Origin of the sequence: Brevibacterium sp. SMBL_HHYL_HB1 (genome assembly GCF_018208375.1) — a bacterium.
Taxonomy (GTDB): domain Bacteria; phylum Actinomycetota; class Actinomycetes; order Actinomycetales; family Brevibacteriaceae; genus Brevibacterium; species Brevibacterium intestinavium.
On the sequence record NZ_CP062936.1, the window covers coordinates 1,966,255 to 1,988,411 of the forward strand.

At 66.0% G+C, this 22,157-nt stretch carries 18 protein-coding genes; 5 read left to right on the forward strand and 13 right to left on the reverse strand.

From position 1 onward, the window contains the following. Positions 1 to 33: 33 nt before the first annotated feature. Together IG171_RS09210 and IG171_RS09215 are read right to left on the reverse strand one after the other, a co-directional pair. A complete protein-coding gene (locus IG171_RS09210; RefSeq protein ID WP_212131348.1) occupies positions 34 to 1,458 on the reverse strand; it encodes an NAD(P)H-quinone dehydrogenase in 1,425 nt (474 codons plus the stop codon). A gap of 84 nt (positions 1,459 to 1,542) precedes the next feature. Then, positions 1,543 to 2,094, reverse strand: a complete 552-nt coding sequence (locus IG171_RS09215) for a gamma carbonic anhydrase family protein (protein ID WP_212131349.1) — start codon at positions 2,092 to 2,094, stop codon at positions 1,543 to 1,545. Between the two features lie 262 nt (positions 2,095 to 2,356). On the opposite strand from IG171_RS09215, the gene IG171_RS09220 reads away from it, so the two are divergent. After that, the gene (locus IG171_RS09220; RefSeq protein WP_009374875.1) at positions 2,357 to 2,605 is read left to right on the forward strand and encodes a WhiB family transcriptional regulator; all 249 of its coding nucleotides are present in this window, start codon (positions 2,357 to 2,359) and stop codon (positions 2,603 to 2,605) included. A gap of 224 nt (positions 2,606 to 2,829) precedes the next feature. Here IG171_RS09220 and IG171_RS09225 read toward each other — a convergent pair whose 3' ends face one another. Together IG171_RS09225 and IG171_RS09230 are read right to left on the reverse strand one after the other, a co-directional pair. Further along, positions 2,830 to 4,344, reverse strand: a complete 1,515-nt coding sequence (locus tag IG171_RS09225) for a PAS domain-containing sensor histidine kinase (protein WP_212131350.1) — start codon at positions 4,342 to 4,344, stop codon at positions 2,830 to 2,832. A 122-nt stretch (positions 4,345 to 4,466) separates the two neighbouring features. Next, entirely contained in the window at positions 4,467 to 9,344 is a 4,878-nt protein-coding gene (locus IG171_RS09230) for an NAD-glutamate dehydrogenase (protein ID WP_249204233.1), read from the reverse strand. 141 nt (positions 9,345 to 9,485) lie between these two features. Between IG171_RS09230 and IG171_RS09235 the strand changes: the two genes are divergently transcribed. Beyond that, on the forward strand, positions 9,486 to 9,950 hold the full coding sequence (locus tag IG171_RS09235; RefSeq protein WP_212131352.1) for a DUF2505 family protein: 465 nt from the start codon (positions 9,486 to 9,488) through the stop codon (positions 9,948 to 9,950). Positions 9,951 to 9,961: 11 nt separating this feature from the next. Here IG171_RS09235 and IG171_RS09240 read toward each other — a convergent pair whose 3' ends face one another. The 3 genes from IG171_RS09240 to IG171_RS09250 are packed head-to-tail and all read right to left on the reverse strand — an operon-like array spanning position 9,962 to position 12,433. Then, positions 9,962 to 10,525, reverse strand: coding sequence for a hypothetical protein (locus IG171_RS09240; RefSeq protein ID WP_212131353.1), 564 nt, complete (start codon positions 10,523 to 10,525; stop codon positions 9,962 to 9,964). A gap of 10 nt (positions 10,526 to 10,535) precedes the next feature. Beyond that, positions 10,536 to 11,786 (reverse strand): DNA-binding response regulator, encoded by a 1,251-nt coding sequence (locus IG171_RS09245; RefSeq protein WP_212131354.1) that lies wholly within the window; start codon positions 11,784 to 11,786, stop codon positions 10,536 to 10,538. Continuing rightward, a complete protein-coding gene (locus IG171_RS09250) occupies positions 11,786 to 12,433 on the reverse strand; it encodes an SAF domain-containing protein (RefSeq protein WP_212131355.1) in 648 nt (215 codons plus the stop codon). Before IG171_RS09250 ends, IG171_RS09245 begins: the two co-directional genes overlap by 1 nt. Before the next feature lie 141 nt (positions 12,434 to 12,574). Here IG171_RS09250 and IG171_RS09255 point away from each other — a divergent pair, with 141 nt between their 5' ends. Next, the gene (locus IG171_RS09255) at positions 12,575 to 12,796 is read left to right on the forward strand and encodes a helix-turn-helix domain-containing protein (protein WP_212131356.1); all 222 of its coding nucleotides are present in this window, start codon (positions 12,575 to 12,577) and stop codon (positions 12,794 to 12,796) included. Between the two features lie 34 nt (positions 12,797 to 12,830). On the opposite strand, the gene IG171_RS09260 is transcribed toward IG171_RS09255, so the two are convergent. Next, the gene (locus tag IG171_RS09260) at positions 12,831 to 13,346 is read right to left on the reverse strand and encodes a hypothetical protein (protein WP_212131357.1); all 516 of its coding nucleotides are present in this window, start codon (positions 13,344 to 13,346) and stop codon (positions 12,831 to 12,833) included. A 149-nt stretch (positions 13,347 to 13,495) separates the two neighbouring features. On the opposite strand from IG171_RS09260, the gene IG171_RS09265 reads away from it, so the two are divergent. Further along, a complete protein-coding gene (locus tag IG171_RS09265; protein WP_212131358.1) occupies positions 13,496 to 14,344 on the forward strand; it encodes a LysM domain-containing protein in 849 nt (282 codons plus the stop codon). Further along, a complete protein-coding gene (locus tag IG171_RS09270; RefSeq protein ID WP_212131359.1) occupies positions 14,341 to 14,808 on the forward strand; it encodes an Rv3235 family protein in 468 nt (155 codons plus the stop codon). Before IG171_RS09265 ends, IG171_RS09270 begins: the two co-directional genes overlap by 4 nt. A gap of 36 nt (positions 14,809 to 14,844) precedes the next feature. On the opposite strand, the gene secA is transcribed toward IG171_RS09270, so the two are convergent. The 5 genes from secA to IG171_RS09295 all read right to left on the reverse strand — a co-directional run bounded on the left by secA (position 14,845) and on the right by IG171_RS09295 (position 22,147). Continuing rightward, entirely contained in the window at positions 14,845 to 17,532 is a 2,688-nt protein-coding gene (gene secA, locus IG171_RS09275; protein ID WP_212131360.1) for a preprotein translocase subunit SecA, read from the reverse strand. A gap of 54 nt (positions 17,533 to 17,586) precedes the next feature. Next, positions 17,587 to 18,828 carry a crosslink repair DNA glycosylase YcaQ family protein gene (locus tag IG171_RS09280; RefSeq protein ID WP_212131361.1) on the reverse strand — a complete coding sequence of 414 codons (1,242 nt, stop codon included), beginning with the start codon at positions 18,826 to 18,828 and terminating at the stop codon, positions 17,587 to 17,589. Between the two features lie 141 nt (positions 18,829 to 18,969). Further along, a complete protein-coding gene (gene raiA / locus IG171_RS09285; protein WP_212131362.1) occupies positions 18,970 to 19,632 on the reverse strand; it encodes a ribosome-associated translation inhibitor RaiA in 663 nt (220 codons plus the stop codon). Between the two features lie 66 nt (positions 19,633 to 19,698). After that, positions 19,699 to 20,421, reverse strand: coding sequence for a ComF family protein (locus IG171_RS09290; RefSeq protein ID WP_212131363.1), 723 nt, complete (start codon positions 20,419 to 20,421; stop codon positions 19,699 to 19,701). A 37-nt stretch (positions 20,422 to 20,458) separates the two neighbouring features. Continuing rightward, the gene (locus tag IG171_RS09295) at positions 20,459 to 22,147 is read right to left on the reverse strand and encodes an LpqB family beta-propeller domain-containing protein (RefSeq protein WP_249204324.1); all 1,689 of its coding nucleotides are present in this window, start codon (positions 22,145 to 22,147) and stop codon (positions 20,459 to 20,461) included. Positions 22,148 to 22,157 lie beyond the last annotated feature (10 nt).

Consider the following 22,157-nt stretch of genomic DNA (forward strand, 5'->3'; position numbering starts at 1 on the left):
CAGCTGCGGCGAAGAATCCTCTGCAGACCGGTCTCAGAGGTGGCGGTGGAGTTTGCGTGCCGCTTCGGTCAGTGACCCGCTCACCGAGGGGTAGACGACGAACGAGGCGGCCAGCTGGTCGACGGTGAGCCGGTTCTCCACGGCCATCGTGATCGGGAGGATGAGTTCGCTGGCCCGCGGGCCGATGACGACGCCGCCGAGGATGGAGCCCGATCCGCGTCGGGCGAAGATCTTGACGAAGCCGTCCTTGATGCCGAGCATCTTCGCCCGCGGGTTCGTGTCCAGCGGCAGCATCACGGTGTCGATGTCCGTCGGGTTCTCCCGGTAGTTCGCCTGGGTGAAGCCGACGGTCGCGATCTCCGGAGCGGTGAACACGTTCGAGGCGACATTGCGCAGCTTGAGCGGCTGCACAGCGTCACCGAGGGCGTGGTTCATCGCGATCCGGCCCTGCATCGCCGCCACCGAGGCCAATGGGAGCACACCGGTGCAGTCACCGGCCGCGTAGATTCCGGCCCGGGAGGTGCGGGACACACCGTCGACGACGATGTGTCCGGAGTCGCTGACGCGCACACCGGCCTTCTCCAGACCGAGGTCCTCAGTGTTCGGAATCGAACCGACGGCCATGAGGCAGTGGGAGCCCTCGACGCGACGTCCGTCGGCCAGCACCACCTCGACGCCGGACTCCGTGCGGGTCACGGATGCGGCACGGGAACGGGAGAGGACGTTCATGCCCTTGTTGCGGAACACGAATTCGAGCACATCGGCGGCGTCTTCGTCCTGGCCGGGCAGAACCTTCTCTCGGGACGACACGAGGGTGACCTCGGTGCCGAGAGCGCGGTAGGCCGAAGCGAACTCGGCACCGGTGACGCCGGAGCCGACGACGATGAGGTGCTCGGGCAGCGTGTCGAGGTCGTAGAGCTGCGTCCACGACAGGATCCGCTCGCCATCGGGCTGGGCCGTCGGCAGCTCACGCGGATGGGCTCCCACGGACAGCAGGATCGTCGAGGCGTCGAGTGTGTATTCGGTGCCTCCGGTCTCGACGACGTGGACCTGGTCGCGGCCGGCGAGGGTGGCTCGGCCCTGGATGACTTTGACCCCGGCCCGGATGAGGCCCTCGTAGATGTCGTTGGCCTGCGCATCGGCCAGGGACAGGATCCTCTCGTTCACGGCCTCGAGGTCGGCGGTGACCCGACGCACATCGGTCTTGCCGACCTCGCCGTCCGAGATCCGAATTCCCAGACCGTCGGAGCGGCCGATGTCGTCCATCATCTCGGCGGTGGCGATGAGGGACTTCGAGGGCACCACATCGGTGAGCACGGCGGAGCCGCCGCAGCGGTTCTGCTCGATGAGCATGACATCGGCGCCGAGCTGAGCCGCGACGAGTGCGGCCTCGTAGCCGCCGGGGCCGCCGCCGATGATGACGACACGATCTGCAGTGGAAGGAAATTCTGTGTTCACACTGCGATTGTCTCAAATCGCCCTCTGACTGGGAAATGAGCGGAGGTGAGAGGCCCGGATGCGCTCAGGACCGAACGCGACTGATCAGGATTCGTCGACGACCTCGGCGGTGTCCTTGTGCAGGGCCGACAGCTGCACATACGACTGAGCGTTCTGCCGCACCTTCTCCACGCCCTCGGCGGTCATCTCCCTGCGCACCTTCGCCGGCACTCCGGCGACGAGGGACCGGGCCGGGATCTGCGTGCCCTCGAGCACCACGGCTCCGGCGGCGACGAGGGACTCGGTGCCGACGAGGGCGTCGTTGAGCACCGTGGAGTGCATTCCGATGAGCACATCGTCCTCGACCACAGCGCCGTGGACGAGCGCTTGGTGGCCGATCGAGACACGAGCGCCGATGACCACGGGTTTGCCGGCATCGGTGTGCATCACGGTGTTGTCCTGGACGTTCGAGTCCTCACCGATCGTGATCGGTGCGGCCTCGGCGCGCAGGACGCACCCGTAGAAGATCCCGGCGCCCTTCTTCACGTGGACGTCCCCGACCAGGGTGGCACCGGCGGCGACGAAGGCGCCGGGATCGATTCGGGGCGTGTGCCCGCCGACGGACACGAGGCGGGGGCGGTCGAGATCGTTGGTCATGAGTCCTCCATCGGTTCACGAACTGTCTGCTTCCGCCTGTCAGTCTATGCGGAGTGTCGGAAGAGGGCTCGAGACGACGCATAGCGGACCGATTTGCACGATTGCCTCTATAGCAGGACAATGGTGAAAATTCTTGTCAGAAATTTCACACTGCCGGACCCTTGTGCGCCCAATGGCGTTATGTGAACCTTGGTTGAAGGAGTTGCGCGCCTGGAATTCGGGCGCGGTCAACCGCGTTCACTGAATTCGTCGAAAGGTCACCATGGATTGGCGACACCGTGCAGCATGCCTCAACGAGGATCCGGAGCTCTTCTTCCCGATCGGCAACACCGGACCCGCCCTGCTTCAGATTGAGGAAGCGAAAACCGTATGTCGCCGCTGTGAAGTAGCAGAGACCTGCCTGCAATGGGCCCTGGAATCCGGTCAGGATGCAGGAGTCTGGGGCGGACTGAGCGAGGACGAGCGTCGGGCGCTCAAGCGCCGCGCGGCTCGCGCCCGCCGCGCCGGCTGAAGTTCCAGCTCGCAGCGTCGGCACTGCACCGGCAGCAGCATACCGAGTGAGTCCCCTGTTCGGACGACGAAACAGCGTCGTCCGAACAGGGGACTCACTCGTAGCGCCGCTCGCGGCCACCGCGTGCGGCGGCCGCGCCTCTGCCGCGCCCGATTCAGTCACCGAACGCTCCACAGCAGTCCGCGTCGTTCAGTCACCCGATCTCATTCAGCCGTCCTCGTCATTCAGTCGTACGAGTCCGGGCGCAGCGGGACGTCGAGGACGGCGACCGTTCCCCCGCCCTCACGGGCCTGCCACTGGATCGAACCCGCCAGATCCGCCGACACCAGGGTTCTCACGATCTGAGTGCCCAACCCGTTGCCCGGGCTCTGGGCATCCCCGAGGCCGATCCCGTCATCGGCGATCTTCACCGTCAGATGGTCGCCCTGCCGATCGGGAGTCACCCACACGTGACCGTTGAGCGTCTCCCCCGGCGCCAGACCCTCCTGCGCCTCCACGGGGAAGCCGTGTTCGATGGCGTTCGTGATCAGTTCCGTGATCGCCAATGCCAAGGAGGTGGCATCGGCTGAGGAGATCGCACCGAAGCTGCCGCAGCGTTTGAGCTCGATGTGCACCAGCGGACTCGTCAGCTCCGGGGTCAGGCGCAGCCCCTTGTCGACGACCTCGTCGAAATCGACCTCGGATTCGACCCCCTGGCTGAGCACGTCGTGGACGACGGCGATGATCGACACCCGGCGCATCGCCTCGGTCAGTGCGCTCTTGGCATCCGGGCTGTCGATCCGGCGGGTCTGCAGCCGCAGCAGAGCGGACACGGTCTGCAGATTGTTCTTCACCCGATGGTGCATCTCCTTGATCATCGCGTCGCGGGAGAGCAGTTCGCGCTTGCGCCGGCGGATCTCGGAGACATCGCGGGCCAGGACGATCGCCCCGACCCTCTCCCCCTCGTCGGTGAGCGGGATCGCCCGCAGGGAGATGCTGGTGCGTCCGACCTCGAGTTCGGTGCGCCAGGGAGTGCGGCCGGTGAGCACCAGCGGAAGCGTCTCATCGACCTGCCGCAGCTCGGCGCCGAGACTCGACACCACCTCGGCGAGGTAGCTGCCTTCGATGTCCCCGCCATGACCCAGCCGGTGCATCAGCGACACCGCGTTCGGGGAGGCGTACTGGACATGCGAATCACGGTCGAGGATGAAGATGCCGTCTCCGACCCGCGGTTCGCCGTGTCGGGCCCCGCTCGGGGCGTCACGGTCGGGGAAGGTCCCCTGAACGATCATCGTCATCAAGGCCATGGCCGTTTCCCGGTAGTACTTCTCCAGCCGGGACGAACCGCGGCGGCGGGCCTCCTCGGAATAGCGGATGACGGTTCCGATCGCCTCCCCGTGTCGAACGATCGGGACCGCCTCGGCGAGGATGTCGACATCGGCGGAGCCGGCGCTGACACCCAGCTCCCCGGCCACGGCGACGCGAGTGACATAGCTCCGGGACTCCGTGGCCGCGTCGAGCAGCTCCTTCTCCAGGCCCGTCGCCCGAGCCCCGATGAGATCCCGGTTGAACAGCGTCGCCCCGGTCGTCGACCGCGCATGGGCGACGACCGTGTAGGAACCGCTGGGCGAGGGAACCCACAGCACGAGGTCGGCGAAGGAGAGGTCGGCGAGCAGCTGCCAGTCCGCGACGAGCAGATGGATGTGTTCGACGTCCGACTCATCCGTGAGCCCCTCGGCCGCCAGCAGTTCGTTGAGCACTATTCGTTCCTCCCAGCTGAGATCAGCAGACCCGAGATCCCCTCGGGTCTGCTGATATGTCGATTTCAGACGCTACCACTGATTCTCAGACGTCCGGACCAGCCGGGAGGCCCGAGTCGGGCTCACGCGCTGTGCTCACTCTCCCAGGCCGAGGATCGGACCATCGACCGCAGGGACCGCAGCAGCACCGTCAGGGGCGCCTGAGTCACCGTATCGAGGCCGAGGATCGTCTCCGTCGTCTCCAGCACGCGGCCCACGACCGTCTCATTGCGGTCGAGCCATTCGGCCAGTCGCTGTTTGGCGCGGGCGTCCGGGGTGCCGGAGATCGGCGAGTCCGTGGCTTCGAGGACCGAAGCGGCCACGGACAGGATCGCGGAGTAGAAGTCATCGCGCATCGATCCCCTGGCCAGTGCCGACCACCGATCGCTGCGGTCGAGGCCGCCGATGAGGGTGAGCACCTGCGAACCGGAGAAGCGTTCGTTGACGGCGTAGTAGACTTCGGCCACGTCCTCGGCCGATTCGTTCGTCCGAGCCGCAAGCTGGGTGATGTCGAGCAGCACGAACTCATCGAGCAGCGCCGCCGCCCGCCATGCGAGCTCCTCGGGCACGCCCTCATCGATGTAGTCCTGCGCCTTGGCCTGCATGGTCTCGGCATCGTATCCGTCGACGAGGTCGGGCACCCGTGAGCGCAGCGATTCGACGACCTTGCCGTACATCTCGATGCCCGAGTCAACGTCGAGGCTGTCCGGGGCCTGCTGCACGAGCCACCGCGAGGACCGGTCGAGCAGGCGCACATAGTCGTGCTGGAGCTTCACCTGCACCTCGGTCGGCACCTGGTTGTCCAGGGCGCACACCGCATCGAAGTAGTCGTCGAGGGCGAAGATCTCGGAGACGACGACGAACACGCGCGCGATCTGCGGCACCGAGGCCGGGGTCTCCTCGATCATCCGGTAGATGTAGGTCAGGCCGCCGCGGTCGACGAGCCGGTTGACCAGCTTCGCCGTGGCGATCTCCCGGTGCAGGGGGTGTTCGGGGATGAGCTCACCGTACTTCTCCTGCAGAGAGTCCGGGAAGTAGGACACGAGTTCCCTGCGCATCCAGGACTCATCGGGCACGACGCTGTCGAGGATCTCGTCGGCGGCGTGCATCTTGACATAGGCCAGCAGCACGGCCAGCTCCGGCGAGACGTAGTAGCTGAACTCCCGATCGGCCAGTTCGTCCGCGTTCGGCAGGAACTCGACGCCGCGGTCGAGGCCGGCGTGCTTCTCCAGGTAGCTGAGCATCCGCCCGTAGGTGCCCGACATCGATTCGGTCTGAGCGCGGGCCTCGCCGAGGACGACGTTCTGGGAGTAGTTGTTCGACAGCACCCGGTCCGCGACCTGGTCGGAGAACGAGTGCAGCACCTGCTCCCGTTCCTCGGCGGCGAAGGCACCCTTGTGCAGCAGGGTGCGCAGGAGCAGTTTGATGTTGACCTCATGGTCGGAGCTGTCGACGCCGGCGGAGTTGTCGACGGCATCGGTGTTGATCTCGATGCCGGTCAGCGCCGCCTCGACCCGCCCCAACTGGGTCACGCCGAGGTTGCCGCCCTCACCGATGACCCGGGCCCGGACATCGGCGCCGTTGACGCGGATGGCGTCGTTGGACTTGTCGCCGACCTCCCCATGGCTCTCCTGAGAGGATTTGATGTAGGTGCCGATTCCGCCGTTGTAGAGCAGATCCACGGGTGCCCTGAGGATCGCTGAGATGAGTTCGGCAGGGCTGCGCTTGCCGGGGCGGATGCCCAGCACCGAGGCGGCCTCGCTGCTGACATCGACCGATTTGGCCGAGCGGGAGAAGACTCCGCCGCCTTCGGAGATGAGGTGCCGGTCGTAGTCCTGCCAGCTCGAGCGGGGCAGATCGAACAGCCGCTTGCGTTCGACGAAGCTGCGTGCGGCGTCCGGGTTCGGGTCGAGGAAGATGTCGCGGTGGTCGAAGGCCGCGACGAGGCGGATGTGCTCACTGCGGAGCATGCCGTTGCCGAACACATCGCCGCTCATATCGCCGATGCCCACGACCGTGAAGTCCTCGGCCGCCGTGTCGAGGCCGAGTTCGCGGAAATGCCGTTCGACCGATTTCCACGCACCGCGCGAGGTGATGGCCATCTTCTTGTGGTCGTATCCGACCGATCCGCCGGAGGCGAAGGCGTCACCGAGCCAGAATCCGCGGCGCTCGGCGATCGCATTGGCCACATCGGAGAACCGGGCCGTCCCCTTGTCGGCCGCCACGACGAGGTAGTGGTCGTCACCGTCGTGGCGGACCACACGGTCGGGGTGGACGACGACTCTCGAGTCGTCGTCTCCGTAGGTGAGGTTGTCCGAGATCTCGAGCATGCTCTCGATGAACACCTCATAGGCGGCCTGTCCGGCCGCCATCCACGCATCCCGGTCGCTCATCGGAGGCAGCTGTTTGGGGAAGAACCCGCCCTTGGCTCCCGTCGGCACGATCAGAGCGTTCTTGACCATCTGCGCCTTGACGAGGCCGAGCACCTCGGTGCGGAAGTCATCTCGACGGTCCGACCAGCGCAGGCCTCCACGGGCGACGGTGCCGAAGCGCAGGTGCACGCCTTCGACCTGCGGCGAATACACCCACATCTCGAGCGCGGGCTTGGGCTTGGGCACGAAGCTCAGTTCGGTGGGTCGGATCTTGAGCACGAGGGCCGTCGGCAGTTCGCCGGTCTCGTGGATGTAGTAGTTCGTGCGCAGGGTCGCGCGCAGCAGCTCCAACGATGACCTGAGCACCCGGTCGGCGTCGAGGCTGGCGACATCGCTGAGTGCGGCCTCGATGGCCGCGTCGGTCTCGGCGACCACGGACTCACGGCCGGCGTCGTCGGCGTCGGGATCGAATTTCGCCGCGAAGTAGTCCACGAGCATCTTCGAGATCTCCGGGTTGTCACTGTAGACCTCGCCGAGGTAGGCATCGGAGTAGGTGTAACCGGCCTGGCGCAGGTATTTGCCCAACGCTCGGATGATCGTGACATGCTGCCACCTGAGTCCGCTGACGACGAGGCGGTCGAAGACGCCGGCTTCCTTCTTGCCCTCCCAGCCGGCCATGAAGGCCTCGGAGATGCGCTCGTAGACGCTGTCGGCGAGGTCCTCGGAGAAGCTGAGTCCGAAATCGTAGATGTAGCGGTGACTGCCGTCGGCGAGGTCGAGCTCGTGCGGGCGCTCGTCGACGACGGTGGCGCCGAAGGCCGTGAGGAAGGGCAGGACCTCGGACAGCCCGACCCTCTCGTGGCGGTAGAGGACGAGGCGCACGGAGGCATCGGTCAAGCGCTCGGGCCGGTAGAGGCGCACGGCGGACCCGCGCCCGGCGTCGAGGTCCTCGAACCGACCGACGTCGGCGACCGCCTCGGCGGGGGTGTGATGTTCCTCGTAGCTGGGCGGGAACGCCTTCGACCACAGATCGGCGCGCGCGTTCGAGGCTCCGGCATCGCCGAGCTCGGACGGGGTGAGGAAGGCGTGGACGTCCTCCGACCAGGAGCGGACGGCCCCGACGATGCGCTGCTCGACCTGCTCCGCCCGAATCCGGGGAAGCGCGGAATCGCGGGCGACGCGGGCCACGAAGTGAATGCGGGCCAGGGCCGATTCGCTCAGCAGCACGTCGAAGTCGACGCTGACGGCGTTGTAGTACTCGCGCAGCACCTCCTGCACACGCACACGGGCGTCGGTGTTGTACAGGTCGCGGGGAAGATAGAGGATGACCGAGACGAAGCGCTGGTAGGGATCGGCGCGGACGAAGACGCGCGATTCCCGACGCTCCTGCATATCGACGATCTCCATGACCACGTCGAAGATCTCTTCGACCTCCTCGTGCAGAAGGTCCTCACGAGGGTAGGTCTCGAGCACGCCGAGGAGCTCATTGGCCGAATGCGAACCGGCGGGGAACCCGCTGGCCGAGAGGATCCGGCGGACCTTGCGGTCGATGACGGGGATGTTGAGAACGCTGTCGTTGTAGAACTCGGGCTTGAACACTCCGACGAACCGCCGTTCGCCGACGATCTCGCCGGAGGAGTCGAAGGTCTTCACGCCGATGTAGTCCATGAAGGACGAGCGGATCACGCGCGAACGGGAGTTCGCCTTCGTCAGCACCAGCACATGCGGCTCCAGGGCCTTGGCGGCCACGGCACGACTGAGTGGGGACTTCACCAGCGGACGCAGTGCGGAGATGCCCAGGGAGGTGCCCTGGATCGGTTCGAGGCTGGCCTGCTCCTCATCGTCGATGTAGTCGTATTCTCGGTAGCCGAGGAAGGTGAAATGGCCTTCGAGCCAGTTGAGCAGCTCGGCTGCGGCTTCGGCCTCAGAGGCCAGTTCGGGACGCGGCGGATGCGCGCTGAGTTCGGCGGCGATGTCCTTGGCTCTGCCCGCCATCGCCTGGGAGTCCCGGGCCGCGGCGGCGACGTAGTCGAGCACCTCGCGCAGCCTCTTCTCGAGCTCGGCGAAGTCCTCCTGTGGGACCCGGTCGATCTCGACGCGGATCCACGACTGCTGCTGCGCGGAGTCCGAATCCGAAGCGGCGGGCTCGGACACCTTCGGCAGGCTCGCCGTATCCGCGCTCAGAGCCGGAGCCTCGGCCGGCGAGACGATCGACTCGGCGTCGCCGGATCCGGTGACGGTGATGATCGGATGGTGGACGCGACGGATGGCGCGACCGCTGTTCGCCAGATCGCTGACGATCGAGGAGACGAGGTGCGGCATATCGGCGAGAACCATCGCGATCACCGTGTGATTGTTGCGGAACTCCGGCGAGTCGACCTCCGGGTTGTAGATCGCGATCGCCGGGGACGAACCGTCGTATTCCGTGCCGACGGCGAAGTGCCGGGCTGCAGCGGCGGCATAGGCCCGAGGGTCGATCTCCCCTGATTCGAACCGCGGATAGTACGCGTCGAGGAAGTTCTCGGGCGCACTCTGGCCTCTCAGCTTCCTCCACTCTTCAGCAATGTCCGAAATTGAGACCTGAGTCACTATGTCACCTCTATGATCAACGAGCATTCCTCATGCGATTCGTCCTCGAACCGCCTCCCTCAACACTATGCCCAAATATCGAGAAAGGCACGCCGAGCGGCATGCCATGGTGCACAGTCCATTCGCTGGCAGACTGGAGCCATGCGAACTCTGACTCTCAACCATGACTACTCGGATGATCTGACGACTTTTCTGGCCAAACTCGCCGATGTCGCCGTCTGGGAGAAGCTCGGATCCGAAGCCAGTGCCGAACACATCGATCCCGATACGGAGATGACCGTGCGGACACCGATGCCCCGGACGGAGCTGCCCTCGGCCCTGGCCGGGCGACTGCCGGCAGAGACCGAACTGGTCGAGGTGTACATGATCCCGGGCGATGTCCTCGGTGATGAGGCGGAGATTCGCATGACGGCCCGCGCAGCGGGCGTCCCGGTCGAGATCGATGCGGTCATCGAGCTGCACGAGGCGGATGCGACGACGAAACTGACCGCACATGCCGAGATCAGCTCATCGATCCCGATGTTCGGCGCGATGATCGAACAGGCCGTGGTGCCGATCCTGCAGAAGCGCCTGAGCGAGCGTCTGCGCCGTTTCGAGACCGTCTGAGGCGGACGGGCTCAGCCGCGTTCGTCCAGAAGCGACGGCAGCTCAGTGGCGTCGTACCACAGCAGGTCCGATTCGCCGAGGCGGTCCTCGGCGGCTTCTGCTCCGGACTCCAGCGCCAACCGCACGGCGTCGTTCCAGACCGCGTCCTCGTCGAGGTGGAAGCTCGCCACCGCAGACATATCGACGTGGACGAGTCCGATGAGGTCGAATCCCTCCGTCAGCGTCTCGCGCGGACAGGACTCGGGCGCATCATAGGCGACGACGACGCGGGCCTCGCCCGATCCATCTCCGACAGGGCCCGCAGCATCGCCTGAGCCCGCGGCACCGCCGCCTGAGTTCGCGGCATCACCGTCCGAGCCCGCGACGGACTCGCCGGAGGAAGCGCCTCCGATGACCCGATCGAGTGCTGATGAGGCGGCGAGAGCGGCGGCGATGCACATTGCGTCGAACTCGACCGTTTCGAGTTCCTCACCGCGCAGGCTGCGGCCCCGTTCGTCGGGAGCGACGGCTCGAGCACCGGGCAGCCCCGACCGCAGCGCGTTCAGAGTGGTGGGGATGTAGCAGCGGATGGTCATGCCCTCCATCCTAGACCTGTCGGACCCGCCGTCTGCGCCCCCGTGCGGTGCCTTTCGTCCGCCCCCTGCCCGCTCGGCGCGCGCGCTTCCGACTCGGTGCCAGGTCCTCGACCATCTCGGCGATGTCCTGGCCGAGCGAGGACCGCGGATTCTGCTCGTGCAGGGTCTTGCCTGCCAGCATCGCCGCATCCGCGGTGGCCCGATCATCGCTGAGGACGAAGTCGGGGGCGATTCTGACGAACCGGTCGAGGACCTCCCTGATCCTCACCTCGGCGGGATGGCCGACCGCCCCTGAGCGCACCTTCGTGATCACCAGGCGCATCCTCTCCCGCAGTGCTTCTGCCCGCGGCGTGCCCAGCAGCTTCACCAGCCGCTGCAGGCCGATCGGCTCACCGGCGGCGAGGACGAGGACGAGGTCGGCGGCCTCGAGGGAGGCTCTCGTCGCGCAGTGTCGATCGTAGAAGGGATCGGCGAGTTCGTCGTCGGGGTCGATGCGGTCGCTGACGTCGACGATGACGAGGTCGTAGATCTTCGCCAGGCGCTGCAGGACGGACTCGAGCACGGAGGCGCGGATCTCCGGCCACCTCTCCGGTCGCGTCAGTCCGGTGATGACGTGGAAGTCGTCGCGGACGGCGGCATGCGGCACCGTGTCAGGAGCGAGGTGTGCTAACCTCTCCGCAGCGCTGCGACACAGACTGGCCAGATGCGAGGACTCCTCGGTCAGCCCGAGAGTGGCAGCGACCATTCCCGAGACGGTGTCGGCATCGACGAGCACGCTGCGGTGGCCCTGCCGACAGGCCTGGTCGGCGAGGTTGACCGCCGTGAGGGTCCGTCCCGGCGACGATCCCGTCCCCCACACCGTGATGATCCTCCCCTGACCGCCGACCGGCCCCGGCGGAGACGCGGGTCGGGGCGGGACGACGGTCGCGTCTCGGACGTCCTCGAGCGCCGTGGCCAGCATCGCGGCATCGGCATCCGTGCCAACGCTCGCCGCGATGCCCAGGGCGGACATCGCCTCGGCATCGTCGCCGAAGCCGAGCACTTTCGCGCCGGTGGCCGTGATCGCCGAGACGACCTCGGCATCGAGACCGGGAAAGTAGCGGCCGACGATGACGACATCCGCGCTGCCGGTGCGGCAGTGAGCCAGCAGCTCCACCTCGTCGGCGGGACGGGCGACGATCGTGACGTCATCGATGTCGCTGAGCAGCTCGAAGAGGATGAGATCGAATTCGAAGTCGACGGCCAGCAGCACCTGGGTCATCACTGTTCGCCGCCCGCCGAGGCCGCGGAAGGGGCACCGACGACGGACAGGACGCTGTGCCCGTCGAGGGCAGCGAGCACATCGGACAGGTCCGCGGTGCCGACGAAGACCTCGATGCGGGCCCCGTCACCGGTGCCGAAGCTGCCCACGTCGCGGGTGATATGGGCAACCGGGGCGGAGTCGACGATCTGCTGCGGCGAGGACGCGTCGTCGTCGAGCCCTGTCTGCTCCGGCTGCGCCCACACGTCGACGAGGCTGCCCGAGTCGACGACGCTGGGCACGGACCCGGCGACGTCGATGGCCACGACTCGCCCCTCGAGTTCGGACAGCGGCGCCACCGTCGAGGCGGCCAGCAGCTCCCCCGCGGCGACGACGCTGCGCACGCTCGAGCCCTCGGGCAGTTCGACGTCGGCCGACAGATACTTGCTGCCGAGGTCGGCGAGGTTGACCTCGGCCACCGTGAGATCGGTCGGTTCAAGCACGTCACCGGGCACGAGCGGCCGAGCACTCGCCCAGACTCGAGTCGTGGAGTTCGCGGTGGTGATGAGCAGATAGGTCGCGATCACCGCGACCACGACGAGCATCGCTCCCACCAGGAGCCGGGCATCGGTCCACTTGGGGCGTCGGATTCGTTTCGAGAGCTCCATTGCATCTCCAGGTCGGCAGAAATTTCCATGGCACGGACTGTTTCTCAGTGATAGTATTGGACATCAAATGATGCCAAAGCAATGTTTTTGGCAAATTCGATCAACAAGCAGCCAGACATCTGGAATGGGAGAAGTCACCGAATGGTCGTCGAAAACCGCTTCCTGCCACTGACCGATGTGGCCGAACTGCTCAACGTCTCGATCGCTCAGGCCCGCGCCCTCGTCCGCTCCGGCGACCTCCGAGCGATCAAGGTCGGCGGCCGCGGACAGTGGCGCGTCGAGAAGACCGAGATCGAGGCCTACATCCAGCGCATGTACGAGCGCACCGAGCACCAGATCAAAACGGGGTCCATCGAGGACTGACGCTCGACCGTGCCCGATTCCGTCCATGTCCGGATCAGCCGAAGGGATTGATCCGGGCGCGGACGGCACTGATCGCGGCGAAGGGAACGATCCGACCCGCGATCTCGACGTAGTCCGCGCCGACGAGCTCGCAGCGCCCGCGCAGCGGACCCGAACTGCCGGAGACTTCGATGGAGACCTCCGCGTGTTCGGCCGCCAGCCGGCGCAGCGCCGAGCCCATGCCCAAGCGCTCCAGTCCCCCGGCCTCGAAGCGATGCATCCGCGTGGCCAGCCGCAGTCCGCAGATGCGGTCGATCGCGATGACCGATGTCTCCGCCCCGGTCACGACGACGATGCCGCGGCCGAGGAAATCCATCGTCCCGCTGATCTCCCCTGTCGGCAGCGTCACCTGCACCGCTTGTCCGACCGCCGCCCGGAGACGCTCGAGCAGGGTTCGCTCGGCCGCCTGAGCCGCCAGCTCATCACCGAACTCACCCCTCCTGGCATGCCGGTCTGCGGCAGTGCCCGCGGCCTCGACATCCGCCAGGAGTGCATCGATGCGATCGTCCATAATCGATAAGCCTGCCCCAGCTGTAGTCGACTTTCAAGAGACGAAGCGAACTGAGCACGAACTACAATCATGTAGTTATACTCTAACTATTGACATCAAACTGCATCTAACGCAATCATTGGAGTTCATATTCAATGGAGGATGTCAAAATGTATCTTCTGATCGTCTGTGCGCTCTCATGGCTGGTTCTGCTCGGTTCCCTCATCACCGCCTGGACGGGTCTTCCCCAGCCTCGCACCGCGACCGATATCGTCGTCATCGTCGTCATCGCGGCCGCGACCGCGGTGTTCGCCCGGCTCGGTCTCGTCTCGATCATCGCTCTGCTTCTGCGGACTCTGCCCGACGGCCGTGTCCGGTCTGTGCTCGCACCGTTCGTCATTCGTGCGATGCCGCGGCTGGTCGCCTCGAGCGCACTCACGGTCATCTCGGCCGGCATCGCCGTTCAGGCCGGGCACGCGTCGACGCAGCAGGACCGGGCAGGGCCGGCCCCACACCCTGTCGGCGGCGAGACGGTGGCCGAAGCGCCCGTCGATCCCGGCTGGCCGACGATCACCGACCCGTCGCCTGAGCCCGAGGCACGCGAGACGGACGCGCCTGAGACTCGGGCAGCCGAAACCGAGACGCCCGACCCCTCTGACCCGACCGGATCACGGCTGCCGGATCCCGGTTGGCCGACTGAGCGGCCGGAACACTCGAATCCATCCCAGAGCTCTTCCCCCTCTGCGGAAGCCGACCGTGCCCACGACGGCGATTCCACACCCGTGCCTTCGGAGTCCGAGTCCTCCCCGGAGGCACCCGACCCCAGTCCCAAGGCTCACGAGCCGACCATCCACGAGGTCGAGCGCGGAGAGAGTCTGTGGTCGATCGCGGAGACCTTCGTCGACGACCCCGACGAGGTCGCCGAATCCGTCGCCGACATCTATGCCGCGAACAAGTTCACGATCGGGCCGGATCCGAGCCTCATCCTCGCCGGCCAGAGATTGGAGATCCGCCCATGAACGCCCCGCTCACCCTCAGCCGCCCCCAGGCAGCCACGTCATCGACGCGCCGGGAGCACCCGCGCCTGCGCGGAGCACATGGACACGATCGCGGCCCGGACCGCGAGGTCGGGGACGAGAGCGAACGCATCGCGGCCACGGCCACCTCGTTGGCGGTCGCCTGTCTCGAGATCCTCTCCGGTGTGCGCCGCAGCGAGACGATCGCGCGCTGGGTCGATCCGCAGCTGTTGGAGAGGATCGACCACCGGGCTCAGCTGCGGGCCGAGGTCGCACCGACCCACCCACCGGCCGAGCTGGGCTCGCCGCGAGTGGTGCAGCCGGGCACGGCCCATGTCTGCCAGGTGACCCCGACGGTCGCCGAGGTCACGGTCATCGTGGCCACGCCGAACCGCTTCCGGGCGGTGGCCGTTCGCTTGGAACTGCTCACCACCCGGTGGACGCTGACAGCGCTGCAGACGATGTGAGGGACTGCAGAAGGGACGAGGGCCGAGGGCCTCGAATCAGCTCTTGGCCTTCTTCTTCGCCCGTCGCTGCGCGCGATTGGCCGGGGCCGGCTCATCGTCGTCTTCGGACTCGGACAGCGACGACCCGTCCTCGGAAGGGGCCGAGAGCTGCATCTTCGGTGTCGTGTGCCGCAGCTCGGCCGCGTCGACTTCGACTTCCGAATCCTCACCGGAGGCCGGCTCAGACGTACTCACCTGCACCTTGAGAGTGTTCGTCAGACGGACCACGTCCTCCTTGATCCCATCCTGCATGGTGGTGAACATCTCGTAGCCCTCACGCTGGTATTCCACCAGCGGATCGCGCTGGGCCATCGCCCGCAGACCGATGCCGTTCTTGAGGTAGTCCATCTCATAGAGATGCTCGCGCCAGCGCTTGTCGATGACCGACAGCACCACGCGGCGCTCGAGCTCACGGGTGGCTTCCTCCCCGAGCTCCTCCTCACGCCGGGCGTAGAAGAGTTCGAGATCGGACTGGATCTCCTGGTTCAGCCGGTTCCTCGACAGATTGCCCAGCCCTCCGACTTCCTCGGCCAGATCCTCCGAAGTGATCGAGGGCTCGTAGATCTTGCCGAGGGCCTCGAAGAGTTCGTCGATCTGCCAGTCCTCGACGGGTCCCGTCGTGGCCTGGGCGACATAGGCGTCGATGACCTCTTCGCGGAACTTCGCGACCTGCTCCTCGAGGTCGGCGCCGTCGAGGACGCGCCGACGCTCATCGTAGATGACGGTGCGCTGACGGTTGAGCACATCGTCGTACTTGAGGACGTTCTTGCGCTGTTCGGCGTTGCGCTGTTCGATCTGCGACTGGGCCGAGAGGATGGCACGGGTGACCATCTTCGATTCCAGAGGCACATCGTCGGGCACGTTGGCCGTCGCCATGATCCGCTCGGCCGCGCCCGAACCGAACAGGCGCATGAGGTCGTCGGTCAGGGACAGGTAGAACCGGGATTCTCCGGGGTCGCCCTGTCGACCCGAACGTCCTCGCAGCTGATTGTCGATGCGGCGGGATTCGTGGCGTTCGGTGCCGAGCACATAGAGTCCGCCGAGCTCGACGACCTCTTCGGCCTCTTCCTTGACCTTGTCCTCGGCGGCCTTGAGCACTTCGTGCCATTCGGCTTCGTACTGCTCCTCGTCCTCGGCCGGATCGAGTCCGCGCCGCTCCATCTCGGACACCGCGAGGAATTCGGCATTGCCGCCGAGCATGATGTCGGTGCCGCGGCCGGCCATGTTCGTGGCCACGGTGACTGCACCCTTCCGTCCGGCCAGGGCCACGATCGAGGCCTCACTGGCGTGGTTCTTCGCATTGAGGACTTCGTGTTTGATACCGCGTTTGGCCAGTTGCTTCGAGAGGTATTCGCTCTTCTCCACGCTGGTGGTGCCGACGAGGACCGGCTGCCCGTTCTCGTGGCGCGAGGCGATGTCGTCGACGACGGCGTCGAACTTCGCGACCTCGTTCTTGTAGACGAAGTCGGACTGGTCGACGCGCTGCATCGGCTTGTTCGTCGGGATCGGCACTACACCGAGCTTGTAGGTGGACATGAATTCGGCGGCCTCGGTCTCGGCCGTGCCGGTCATGCCGGAGAGCTTCTCGTAGAGGCGGAAAAAGTTCTGCAGGGTGATCGTGGCCAGAGTCTGGTTCTCGGCCTGGACCTTCACGTTCTCCTTGGCCTCGATGGCCTGGTGCAGACCTTCGTTGTACCGGCGTCCCTTGAGCACACGACCGGTGTGCTCGTCGACGATGAGGACTTCGCCGTCGAGGACGACGTAGTCCTTGTCCTTCTTGAACAGCTCCTTGGCTCGGATGGCGTTGCTGAGGAAGCTGATGAGCGGAGTGTTCTCCGCATCGTAGAGGTTGCCGATGCCCAGATAGTCCTCGACGCGTTCGATGCCGGGCTCGAGTACGCCGACGGTGCGCTTCTTCTCGTCGACCTCGTAGTCGCGGTCGGCCTTGAGCCGCTTGACGACCTTGGCGAACTCCCCGTACCAGCGGGTCGCATCTCCTTCGGCAGGCCCGGAGATGATGAGCGGGGTGCGGGCCTCGTCGATGAGGATCGAGTCGACCTCGTCGACGATGGCGAAGGAGTGTCCGCGCTGGACGAGCTCATCGGCCGACCACGCCATGTTGTCGCGCAGATAGTCGAAGCCGAATTCGTTGTTCGTGCCGTAGGTGATGTCTGCGGCGTACTGTTTGCGGCGCTGATCCGCGGGCATGTTCGCTTGGATGCAGCCGGTCTCCATGCCCAGGAACCGGAAGACGCGGCCCATCAGCTCGGATTGGTAGGTGGCCAGGTAGTCGTTGACCGTGATGATGTGGACCGGCTCTCCGGTCAGGGCGTTGAGATAGGCCGGCGCCGTGGCCACCAGCGTCTTGCCCTCACCGGTCTTCATCTCCGCGATGTTGCCCAGATGCAGGGCGGCGCCGCCCATGAGCTGCACGTCGAAATGACGCAGCCCCAGGGTTCGGCTCGAGGCCTCGCGCACGGTCGCGAACGCCTCGGGCAGCAGGGAGTCGAGGCTTTCCCCGTCCTGATAGCGTTCCTTGAACCGACCGGTTTCCTCTCGCAGCTCGGTGTCGGTCATCGCACTGAACTCATCGGAGAGCTGGTTGATGGCGTCCGTGTATCGGCGGAGCTTCTTCAGAGTTCTGCCTTCTCCTGTGCGCAGAAGCTTCTCGAGGAAATTAGCCACTTTTCTCCTAATCGGCAGGACTGCCGGACAACGACTCGGACGACTGTATAGTCTCTAGCTTAATGGCAGGTGAGTGCCTTCGATCTCCACGGCGGTCAATCCCAGCCATTCGGCCATCTCCCGCAGTTCGATCAGCAGCTGATCGGTGTGCTCCTCACCCGTCTCCCAGCTGACACGATGGGCTCGCAGGGTCTGCGCCGACCGGTCTCGCTGGAGATCGACCCTGTCGACGAGCCGATCGCCGAGGAGGAACGGGGTGACATAGTAACCGTGCACGCGCTGAGCCGCCGGGGTGTAGATCTCGATCCGATAGTGGAAGTCGAAGAGCCATTCGATGCGCGGGCGGAAGAAGACCAGGGGGTCGAAGGGCGCCAGCAGCGCCCGGGCCCGCACCTGACGCGGCGTCCGCGCCCGATGCCACCTCAGAGCCGGGACCCCATCGACCTCGACCTCTCGCAGCTCACCGGTGGCCAGCAGTTCGGTGATGGCCTCATCGGTCGGTGCACGCAGCTGTCGGAAGTAATCGGCCAGGTCCTCCGGTCGCGCGATGCCCAGCGCCCGTGCGGCGATGCGGGTGAGGTCGAGGACGTTGTTCTCGACTCCGGAGACTCCCCGCGGCAGAGAGGCATCCGGGTCGAGACCGAGTCGCGGCCGAGCACCGGTTCCGTACGACAACGGGATCTCGGGCAGTTCCGCCGAAACGTCTCGGGTCAGGGCATAGATGCGTTCGAAGTGGTCATTGCGTCCGGCGGCGCTGATGATCCCACCGGCGAACAGGGCTTCGAGGGCGACCTTGACCTGACTGGGATTCCATCCCCAGTGCCCGCGGTGGCGTTCGGGCAGATCATGGTCGACGACCTCTGAGACGTCGCGGGCCGATTTCGGCCCCTCGGCCAGCGCGGCGAGGACGGAGCTCTGCAGGTTCCTGAAGGCCTCCCCCGTCTCCGGGTGCCGTTGGCCGTAGTCGACCCGCCACCATTCGGCGCGGCTGCGTGAGAAGTGCTTCCAGGTCTCGGGTGGGACGAAGGCCGCCGCGTGCGCCCAGTATTCGACGCCCATCCGCGGTGAGGAGTAGAGCAGCCGGTCGAGCGTCGCGCGCTGATAGGGGCCGAGACGGGAGAAGAAAGGCAGGTAGTGGGACCGGATCACACGAGCCACCGAATCGATCTGCGTCACCCCCATGGTGGCGAAGACGGATCTGAGGTGGCGGGCCGTGACCGTCGCCGGGCGCGGCCTGTCCAGTCCCGTGGCCGCGATCGCCGTCCGGCGCGCAGCTGACCGTGTCATCGTCTGCATGACCCCACGGTAGAGCATCGGACTGACGCGACCGTCGCACGGCGATCGCCGAGGCGGTCCTTCCACCTCGGCGATCGGGTCATCTCGAACTGAACTGCAGCGGCCGACCGTTCGGACCGGCCGCATGATCGGGCGCCGGTGTCAGTCGGCGACCTCCTCGAGTTGATGGTCGAGAGCGATCACTCCGTAGCTCCACCCCTTGCGGCGGTAGACGACGGAGGGCTTGCTCGATTCCTCATCGATGAACAGATAGAAGTCGTGACCGACCAGCTCCATCCGATTGAGCGCCTCTTCGATGCCGATCGGAGCGGCCGCGAAGGTCTTCTCCCGCAGCACCACCGGCGAGTCGCCTTCGGCCTTGATCCGCCCGTTCGTCCGGTCGACGTTCTCCGTCTTCTCCTCCGTCGGCGCCTCGGAGTCGGCGTCGGGGATCATCGGCTCGGCCACCGGCATCTTGGCCAGCACCTCTGCGGTGGATTCCTTCCGATGAAGCCCTGAGCGGGGGACCTTGTGCCGGTCCCGGGCTCGCCTGAGTCGTTCGACGAGCTTGGCCCAGGCCAGGTCGAGTGCCGCATACTTGTCGCTTGCCATGGCTTCTGCCCGAATTGCCGGCCCCTTCGCCACCACCGTGAGTTCGACTCGCTCGCTCGTTTCGGGCTGGCGGGAGTTCTTCTCGTGAGTGACATGCACCTCGACGCGCTGAGCCCGGGGGGAGAGCTGCTCGACCTTGGCGATCTTGTCCTCGATGTGGGCGCGAAAGCTGTCGGAGATGGTCAGTTGACGGCCGTTGACAACAATGTCCATGATGTGTCCTTAGCGACTCGTTCTTCGGATTCATCCGATCCCATGCCCTTGGATGGGTAAACACCGTTATACAGTAAAGGGAGAGACAAATCGAGTGCCCCCGCGCCCGAGCCCGAGAACTACTCCGGCAGCGGGTCTGATCTGCACCGATGCTAATAATCGTGTGCTTTCTGCCAGGGTTGCGCCGGTGGTCGAGAAGTCGTCGACGACGAGGTCGACAGAGGGTTCGGACGCTTCGCTGCGGGTCTGATTCGGACGGATCTTCGCCAGTTCTGCGTGGTCGAGGTACTGCGTTCTCGCCACATTTCTCGCCCGGTCATGTGCCCCGAGTCCGACCTGGTCGCGGGTGCCTCGCGCGAGCAGGACATCGTGGACTTCCAACGGCAGCTCCGGGCTCAGCTCGCTCGCGCGCTCGGCCAGGGACACCGTGTGCGATCCGCCTCGGCGGCGTCGGGCCCGATCGGAGCTGGGAGCCGGGAAGAGCCTGATCCCACCGCCGATGTAGCCGGTGAGATCGAGGGCCGCGACGATCGAACGGGCCAGCGCCAGGGCCAGCGGGTCGAGGATGTCCCGGCGGCCTTCGTCCTTGAAGCCGACGACCATCCGCGAGATGCGCGAATCGTATTCGCAGACCCCGATGATCGGGATCCGACCATAGCGCGGTTCCATCGCCCGCGGGATCCCGCCGAGCAGCTGCAGGCAGCTCGTGCACAGGGACACGCTCTCCCGCCCGCATCCGGCGCACCGTCTGGGCAGGAGCAGTTCGCCGAACTCCCCGAGCAGCCCCATGGGAGAAATCTACTACGTCCGAACGGATGCACGGGCCTCAGCCGGGGTAGGACGGATCCTCCGCGGCGACGTCGGCGAGCTTCTGCCAGGCATTGGAATTGTACGAATACAGCTCGCCCGAGGAACTGGTCACCAGGATGGAGCGTCCGTCCACTCCCCCGGAGATCCGACTGCCGTCGGAGACCTCACCGAGCTGGGCCGAGGGGCCGGTGACTCCGAGTCGGAACGGCTGCGCCTTCTCCCCTGATTCCGCCGCCAACGCCACCAGCGAGGTCGATCCCGCCCATGAGACGTCTCTGACCTCGTCGAAGTTCGCGCCCACGGCGATCGGGGTCTCGGACAGGCTGTCGCCGGGATTGCCGGCCTTGTCCCGAGGCACGCCGACGACGTCGATCCGGTCGGGTTCGCCCTTGTGGCGGCTGAGCAGCGCCACACGGGTGCCGTCACGGGAGACCTCAACGTCGACGAGCTGCCGTCCGGCGAGGAAGTCGGCTCCGACGGTGTAGACCTCTCCGTCTCGGCCCACGGCCTTGAGTTCGCCGTCGTTCTCGGCTTCTCCGGTCCAGGTCGTGTTGAACCTGTCGATGCTGGGACGAACGAGCTTCTCGCCCTTGAGGATCGCTGTCGCGTCGACCGCATCGGATTTCAGGCGCATGAGTTCCTTGCCGTCATCCTGCAGGTACACGTAGAGAGAGTCGTCGAGGGACACCGCCGGGTCGCTGGCCTTCGCCTTCTTGAGGTCCGGGCTGTTCTCGACCTTGGCCACGGTGGTGCCGGACACTCGCGAGAGGTGATTGTCGGCCAAGACCACGGGCGGCCCGTCCACCTGGACCGAGGTGTCGGTCTTCGGCTGCAGACTGGCGGAGACCGCCTGTCCGCCGATGGTCAGCTCGATGCTCGAGATCGAGGGAATGACCTGAAGGGTCGCGGAGATCTGCTGTCTGATCATGCCCTTCTCCCGATCGGACGGGGCAGGGCTCTGCGGTCCCAGAGCCACGTGCGCGACACCGTTCTCGATCGTGACGACATTCGAGTCGACGAGTTTCGCACCATCGGGAATCGAGGTGATCACTGCTGATGACAGATAGGGCGCCGGGCCGCTGAGCAGTTCGTTCATCAGCGCCGTCGGGGTCGAGGACGAGCGCAGGAACCAGCGGGAGTCCGGTACGAGGTACGAGTAGTCGGAGGTGAAGAACTGCAGCGAATAGTTGAGGAAGATCGTCTGGAACTCCGCCTGGCTGATGAGCAGTCCGTTCGGGGCCGAGGAGATCCGCCATTCGCCGTTCTCCTGTCGCAGGGAGAACTCCAGCGTCGACTGGGTACCGGGCTTGGTCGAGTTGTACACGCCCGAGGAGTCGACGAGTCCGACCACCGGAGCCGACATGGTCAGGGTCTTCTGATCGGAGGTGACCTCGTAGTTGAGGGAGTCGAGATCCGTGTCGTTGGGCAGCACCGACACGGACTCCTGCGGGCTCCATTCCTGTGCCTCGGCCTCGGTTAGGAAGGATCTGGCCACGGAGAAGTTGTTGCCGGTGCCGGCACCCGCCGCCAGGAAGCCGCGCACGATCTCGGAGACGCTGTCACCGGGTTCCGGACCGTCGGGGATCCGTGCACTGCTGGCTGCGGGGTCGCCCGAGTCGTCTTCGATGTGTCCGACCGGGGAGGAGGTCGGGATCGATGAGCAGCCGACCAGAGCGAGCGAAGCGCATACCGACAGGATCAGCATCGTCACTCGG